Annotated in this window: 8 protein-coding genes and 1 pseudogene; 8 read left to right on the forward strand and 1 reads right to left on the reverse strand. The window is 46.0% G+C overall.

Annotated features, from left to right (window positions below):
* The 4 genes and pseudogenes from Q0Z70_RS12745 to Q0Z70_RS13595 all read left to right on the forward strand — a co-directional run.
* Nucleotides 1-356: 4-alpha-glucanotransferase (locus Q0Z70_RS12745; protein ID WP_298075097.1), on the forward strand; the 356-nt coding region annotated here is incomplete at its 5' end.
* A gap of 162 nt (nucleotides 357-518) precedes the next feature.
* Nucleotides 519-752 carry a hypothetical protein gene (locus Q0Z70_RS12750; protein ID WP_298075099.1) on the forward strand — a complete coding sequence of 78 codons (234 nt, stop codon included), beginning with the start codon at nucleotides 519-521 and terminating at the stop codon, nucleotides 750-752.
* Nucleotides 753-931: 179 nt separating this feature from the next.
* Nucleotides 932-1,081: pseudogene (locus Q0Z70_RS13590) on the forward strand (hypothetical protein); the annotation flags it as partial.
* A gap of 172 nt (nucleotides 1,082-1,253) precedes the next feature.
* Entirely contained in the window at nucleotides 1,254-1,547 is a 294-nt protein-coding gene (locus Q0Z70_RS13595; protein ID WP_366807328.1) for a PEGA domain-containing protein, read from the forward strand.
* 900 nt (nucleotides 1,548-2,447) lie between these two features.
* On the opposite strand, the gene Q0Z70_RS12755 is transcribed toward Q0Z70_RS13595, so the two are convergent.
* Nucleotides 2,448-2,879 carry a helix-turn-helix transcriptional regulator gene (locus Q0Z70_RS12755; RefSeq protein WP_008668803.1) on the reverse strand — a complete coding sequence of 144 codons (432 nt, stop codon included), beginning with the start codon at nucleotides 2,877-2,879 and terminating at the stop codon, nucleotides 2,448-2,450.
* Between the two features lie 145 nt (nucleotides 2,880-3,024).
* Here Q0Z70_RS12755 and Q0Z70_RS12760 point away from each other — a divergent pair, with 145 nt between their 5' ends.
* The 4 genes from Q0Z70_RS12760 to dnaG all read left to right on the forward strand — a co-directional run.
* Nucleotides 3,025-3,216 carry a hypothetical protein gene (locus Q0Z70_RS12760; protein WP_298075102.1) on the forward strand — a complete coding sequence of 64 codons (192 nt, stop codon included), beginning with the start codon at nucleotides 3,025-3,027 and terminating at the stop codon, nucleotides 3,214-3,216.
* A 19-nt stretch (nucleotides 3,217-3,235) separates the two neighbouring features.
* Nucleotides 3,236-3,541, forward strand: coding sequence for a hypothetical protein (locus Q0Z70_RS12765; protein ID WP_298075104.1), 306 nt, complete (start codon nucleotides 3,236-3,238; stop codon nucleotides 3,539-3,541).
* Nucleotides 3,542-3,654: 113 nt separating this feature from the next.
* The gene (locus Q0Z70_RS12770) at nucleotides 3,655-3,858 is read left to right on the forward strand and encodes a hypothetical protein (protein ID WP_008668808.1); all 204 of its coding nucleotides are present in this window, start codon (nucleotides 3,655-3,657) and stop codon (nucleotides 3,856-3,858) included.
* Nucleotides 3,855-6,234 (forward strand): DNA primase (gene dnaG, locus Q0Z70_RS12775; RefSeq protein WP_298075108.1); only part of this gene is annotated, 2,380 nt, incomplete at its 3' end. The genes Q0Z70_RS12770 and dnaG, both read left to right, overlap by 4 nt.

Below are 6,234 nucleotides of genomic sequence, written 5' to 3' on the forward strand. Positions count from 1 at the left end.
ACATGTCCACCCTGCGCGGCTGGTGGGAGGAAGACGCCCAGCAGACGCAGCGCTACTACAACCACGTCCTAAGGCATTATGGTACTGCCCCGGCCGTGGCTATACCCGAGTTATGCGAACAAGTGGTACGCGCCCATTTAACAAGCAATTCTATGCTCAGCATCCTCTCCTTCCAAGATTGGATGTCTGTTGACGGGAAACTGCGCAACCCAAACGTAGCCGAAGAACGCATCAACGTGCCAGCCAACCCGCGCCATTACTGGCGTTACCGCATGCATCTCACGTTAGAACAGCTTATGGCCGCCGATGACTTGAACAACAAGATCCGAAAGATGATTGCCGACAGCGGACGTTGACGCATGACAGGGTTGTACAAACTTTCTGCAAGTGAAGTAACCCCAAAAGTTAGACACAAAACTTTTGGGATCACTTCAGATATATTTTTTATAATTATTGCGTGGGCAACCACGAACGTTGCTAACGCACAGGGACTGAAAGTCGTTTCTTTCGAAAAACTGTTGACCGACGTGACAGCACGCTCTACTGCCGTAAAGGACGGCAACGGTGATGTCTGTGCACTGATAAAGGTGTCACTGCCTGTTCCAGACTGTGAGTTTGACGGCAACATCGTCGGCAAGCTAGAGTTCCGCATCAGTGAGTATTACGTGTATATGACCCCTTCGTCAAAGAAACTGATTATTCGCTGTTCTAGTCGTAAATCCCTATATGCAGACTTTGTGAGTCTGCCGTGAATACCAACTTAGGTTGTCTATATACCCTGACATAGCGAGTAGTAACGTCACTACCGATCCCAGTGCGAACTACCTGATTCTCGACATTGCTCCCAAGACGAGGCTACCGGTGGAGGTAAACGGATAGTTGCAGTCGGTGGACGACGGACAGGTGATGGCTTACTTGAAACGGAACGCATCATTATATTGTCAAGGTAGAAGGATATGCCCCCAAAGAGGGTACGGCAACCGTTGGTCATGGCGAGACGACCACCATGAACATCGCACTTGAATCGGTCATGGGTACTCTCTCCATTCGTCCTACAACAAGCGGTACCACGTATAGATAAATGGACAGACAAAAGGGACGGGCAACTAGCAAGGGCCATTAACTCCGGGCATATACAGGGTAGATGTGGAGAAGAGCAGCTACAGGTTTTATTCCGAAACCGTGGAGTTGGCACAGCGTGACAACAAGACAGTCTTCGTTTCTGCCTTCACCCAATATACAGTGCGCTGAACATTGGCTACAAGCCCATCGGCTCATCCATATCGATAGACGGCAAGACCGTCGGCACGACTCCTTCCGTCATTGGCGATGTCCTCGTCGGCAAGCACAGCATAACGATCAGTAAGGAAGGGTATGCACCTTTCAACACGTCGGTAGATATAGCAGAAGGTGAGACAACACAGCTTGCCGGGAGTTTGCAGGTATCGCAGTGCAATGTCAATATACCGAGTAGGACAGGTACTTCGTCAGGCACAATTAACGGTCACGAGTATGTGGATTTAGGCTTGCCGAGCGGCTTGAAATGAGCAATCTGTAATGTCGGTGCTTCCTCTCCTTCCGACTATGGCGATTATTTTGCCTGAGGTGAGACAGCGACAAAGACTACATATACGGAATCAAACAGCAGACATACAAGAAAAACTTGGTGACATTCCGGCAATCCCAATATGATGCTACCCGTTCTAACTGGAGCGACAGTTGGCGCTTGCCATCAAAAGCAGAATGTGAGAAATTATATTCAAAATGTTGTTGAACTTGGACGAATCAAGGAGGCCATAGTGGCTACAAGGTCACCGGTCCCAACGGAAAGTTTACTTTCTTCCCGCTGCTGCTTGGCGCAACGGGCCGTCGCTCAGCCTCGCGGAGACTACGGACACTATTGGGGTTCCACACCTTACGAGAGCAATGCTCGGGACGCGTACAACCTCTACTTCTACAGTAGCAGCCACTACGTGAACTGACACCGCCACAACGACGGGTACTCCGTGCGCCCTGTCTCAAAATAGAAGCACAACGTATTTGATTAATTTAATTCATTCTACGAACCGCCCAAGCGCAAATCAGGCTGTAATTACCGCTAAAGCAGTGAATTACAGCCTGATATTAAGAATATTTATATTAGAGTGTTATTCCTCTATTGCAGCCTGCGCCTCTCTTTCGATAAATTGATTATCAGATGTTTCCAACACATTTGTATGCGTTTGGTATGTGTTTTGAGGACTCAGACTGAATTTTGTTTGAAATTGGCGATTACTCTTCAATAGCAGCTTGCGCCACTTTTATTATATATTGAATATCAGAAGATTCCAACACTTTTGTATGTGTTCGGTATGTATCCGATATAAGAATATGACATATATTGAAGACTAATCATTGTACATTTTGCAACGCAAACATCGCACGTACATTATTATATATAGTAGATATTACCTCCTTTCTTCTAAAAATTTTATGATTCTCTCCTTGTCATTCAAGTGAGACTCAAGGTGTGTTATCTGCTCTCTCAAAAGTTTAATGGTTTCCTTTTGAGATTCGACTTCCGCTTGTTCTTTGGATAGCTGTGATGCCAGTTCTGCTTCACCTATTATATTATGAGCATTCCCTTGCAAGGAAACTGCCGCCAAATGAGCGGAAATCTGTTGTGGAACGGGGCAGAACAACAAGAAGAAATTATAATCCAAAGCCTCACTCACTTTGACAAGCCGACTGGTCTCCATGGTTTCCCTATCCAATATGCGATTGACATGCTGTTGGGTCACACCGATTCGACGCCCCAACTCGGATTTGGAAATACCAAGTTCGACACGCCGTTTCTCAATTTCGGCACCCACATGCACACGTTTGATGTTTATTTCCATAGGCGTAAATCATTAAACAGAGATTAAACCAAAAAATATCAAATATTTATTTGGCTACCTAAACATTATTATGTTATTTTGCAAGCGTTATACACTTGATTAGTATATGCAAAGTTAAACATTAAACATTAAACATCCAAACATTATGGCAGAAATTGTGGTAAAAATCCGTCCCACTCTCACCGCCCTCAAAATCGGTGAGTCAATCACCTTCCCCATTTCCAAGCTAAAAAGTGTCCGTACCCAAGCCTCTGAACTGGGTGCCATCTACAATCGGCAGTATAAGACACAAACCAATAGGGAGAATATGACTATCACTGTAAAGCGTATTGATTGAGCGGTTTAATTATATGGATATGAAAATACTCCAAGTCTTAGACCGGCTGGTCCCATACGATGCTTTTCTAAACGACCTTGCAGCCAGGATTGTCGGAATGATGAAGGCTGACAGCAACGACCCTGAATTTATTAGCCAAAGAAAGGCGTATGAGCTGTTTGGAAGGCGCAATGTCGAAAGATGGAAACGGCAAGGGAAGGTTGTATCTTACAAAAGACCCGGAAAAGTGGAATACAGGACTTCTGACCTCCGTCTTTTACAGCGCACCGTACAGGATTACATTGAACCGCCATCACATAAAGAAAGCGGTAACAATAAGAAATAAATAGAATAGGTAAACATTATTATGGCTACATATTCAATAATATCAAAACTTTCAATGTTGGGTATTGAAAGTACAACAAGATAGGGTCTCCTCTAATAATAAAGCAATGACAAATGAAGGAATTAAAGCCAACATGTGACCCCGATGGTGTCTATTCAGTCAAACGCACGTGTGCTGAACTGGGCGTAAGCCACAAGACACTCCGCAAGTATAGGGATAACGGCTACATCAAGCCTCTTAATCCCCAGAACCTTAGCCGTCCCAAATATTCCGGACAGTCAATCATTGAATGTTGGAACCTTCTCAAAACATTATGATAAGCGAATCCACCATCAATAAAGTCAGGAACCTTGCCATAGAGGATATACTCAAACCCTACGTCAGACTTTCACGAAAAGGATCGACGTTGATGGGGCTTTGTCCTTTCCATTCGGAACGGACAGGTTCGTTTGCGGTCACTCCCGGCAAGAACCTGTTCCACTGTTTCAGTTGCAACCGTGGCGGGGATGGCATCACTTTCATCATGGAAAAGGAGAACCTGACCTTTATGGAAGCTGTAACCTTTATCGCCAAGAACAACGGCATACCGATAGAATATTCAGATGAAGAACGTAGCGAAGAGGAATTGGCGGAAGCCAAACACAAGGAATCACTCCTGATTACCCTCGACCATCTTCAACGCTTCTTTGTGGAAAACCTTAGAGTGGCGATGACGGAGGAAAACCAAGCAGCCCGTGAGTATTCTTATGGCAGATGGTCGGAAGAATTCTGTTCTATTGCAGGGATTGGTTACGCTTCCAAGGATGGAAACACATTCATGGAATATTGCCGGACAAAAGGACTCAATGAGGAATTCCTTTTTGAACTTGGGATGTTGAAGCGCAATGAGGACGGCAACATATATACTATGTTCCGGCAACGCATTATGATTCCCGTCCGTAACAGATGGGGACGCATTATCGCTTATACAGCCAGATATATAGGGAACAACGAGAAAGCCCCTAAATATATCAACTCTTCCACCAGCATCATTTATTCCAAAGGTGAAACTCTGTTCGGTATTGACCGGGCAAGCCGACAACGGGATGCCGACTACTATATCATAGTGGAAGGCGCACCGGATGTGTTAAGGATGCAGTCCGTTGGTTTTGACAATACCGTAGCAGCTCTCGGTACGGCATGGACGGACAGCCAGTTTGACCAACTGAAAAAGTTCACTACCTCTCTTTGCTTCATACCGGACTCGGGCACCGCCGAAGGCAAACCTTACGGAGCTGGATTTGAAGCGGTCATGACAAACGGAGCTTCCGCAATAAAGAAAGGATTCCATGTGACGGTCAGGGAACTGCCCTTTGCGGAACAAAACGGAAAGAACGATGCCGATAGCTACATCCATTGCAAAGAGGATTATTCTTCCCTGAAGGAAAAGCATTTTATCGTATGGCTGGCACAAAAACGCTTCTGCATAGCCGGTTCGTTGATGGAAGAACGGAAATGCGTAGCTGAAATCGCCGACCTCTTGCGCTATGTAAAGGATCAGTTGGTCTTTGACCAGTGTATTGAACAACTAGGCAAGTTGCACGGTAAAGTCAAGTTGTGGCGTGATGCCGTCACCCAAGCACGTGGCGAAGCGAGGAAAAAGCAGGGACATGGTTCGTCGATGAACGAAATGCAGCGTGAAGCGGAACTGCTACGCCAGTTCGGGCTGTTTGTCCGGGAAAACTGTTATTACGCCATAGGCGAAAAAGACGAAGAACCGGCAAGGATTTCCAATTTCATCATGGAACCGCTGTTCCATATCGAGGATGAGAACAACGCCACCCGGATTTTCCGGATGCGGAATATGTATGATGTATGCAGGGTTATCGAACTGAAAGAGTCAGAACTATGCTCATTGAGCAACTTCCAACAAAAAGCCGGTTCATTAGGCAATTATGTATGGTTGGCCAAGATTGACAAGCTCAACCGGGTCAAGGAATACCTGTACTCCAAAACGGACACGGCAGAACGCATCCGCAAGCTGGGTTGGAATGCTTCCGAAGAGTTCTTCGCTTTCGGTAACGGTATATTATATGATGGTACTTTCAAGAATGTCGATGATTTGGGGATTGTCCGCGGTATAAACGGTAAGGCGTTTTATATTCCGGCAACTTCCAAGATTTATCTCCATAACCAGGAAATCTTTCAGTTTGAGCGGTTGATGGTTCACGAGAACCGCAACGGCGTAAAACTGTATGATTTCGCATCAAGACTGATTGGGGTGTTCGGCGAGAACGCCTCTATCGCCTTATGTTATCTTCTTGCCACCCTGTTTCGTGACATCATATTCAGACGTACCCGACATTTTCCCATCCTGAACCTTTTCGGCGAAAAAGGAACCGGAAAGACCACGCTTGCCACTTCATTGCAATCTTTCTTCTTACACGGAATTGACCCGCCAAACCTTGGTGTCACCTCTGTTCCTGCCATGAACGACCGGGTATCACAGGCGGTCAATACCTTGGTGGTACTGGATGAGTACAAGAACGACCTTGACATCCGCAAAATCGCCTACCTCAAAGGTTTATGGGGTGGTGGCGGTCAGACCAAAAAGAACACCAATACGGACGGGATGGCAGCACAGACCATTGTAAGTACCGGTGTTGCCCTTTGTGGTCAGGACAAGCCTACGCAGGATATGGCACTCTATACCC

It is taken from the genome of uncultured Bacteroides sp., from assembly GCF_947632445.1.
Taxonomy (GTDB): Bacteria; Bacteroidota; Bacteroidia; order Bacteroidales; family Bacteroidaceae; genus Bacteroides.

Excerpts from the sequence above, each read along its gene's own strand:
- Q0Z70_RS12765 (WP_298075104.1), top strand. The coding sequence starts at position 3,236 with ATGAAAATACTCCAAGTCTTAGACCGGCTGGTCCCATACGATGCTTTT.
- Q0Z70_RS12770 (WP_008668808.1), top strand. The coding sequence starts at position 3,655 with ATGAAGGAATTAAAGCCAACATGTGACCCCGATGGTGTCTATTCAGTC.
- Q0Z70_RS12760 (WP_298075102.1), top strand. The coding sequence starts at position 3,025 with ATGGCAGAAATTGTGGTAAAAATCCGTCCCACTCTCACCGCCCTCAAA.
- Q0Z70_RS12755 (WP_008668803.1), bottom strand. The coding sequence starts at position 2,879 with ATGGAAATAAACATCAAACGTGTGCATGTGGGTGCCGAAATTGAGAAA.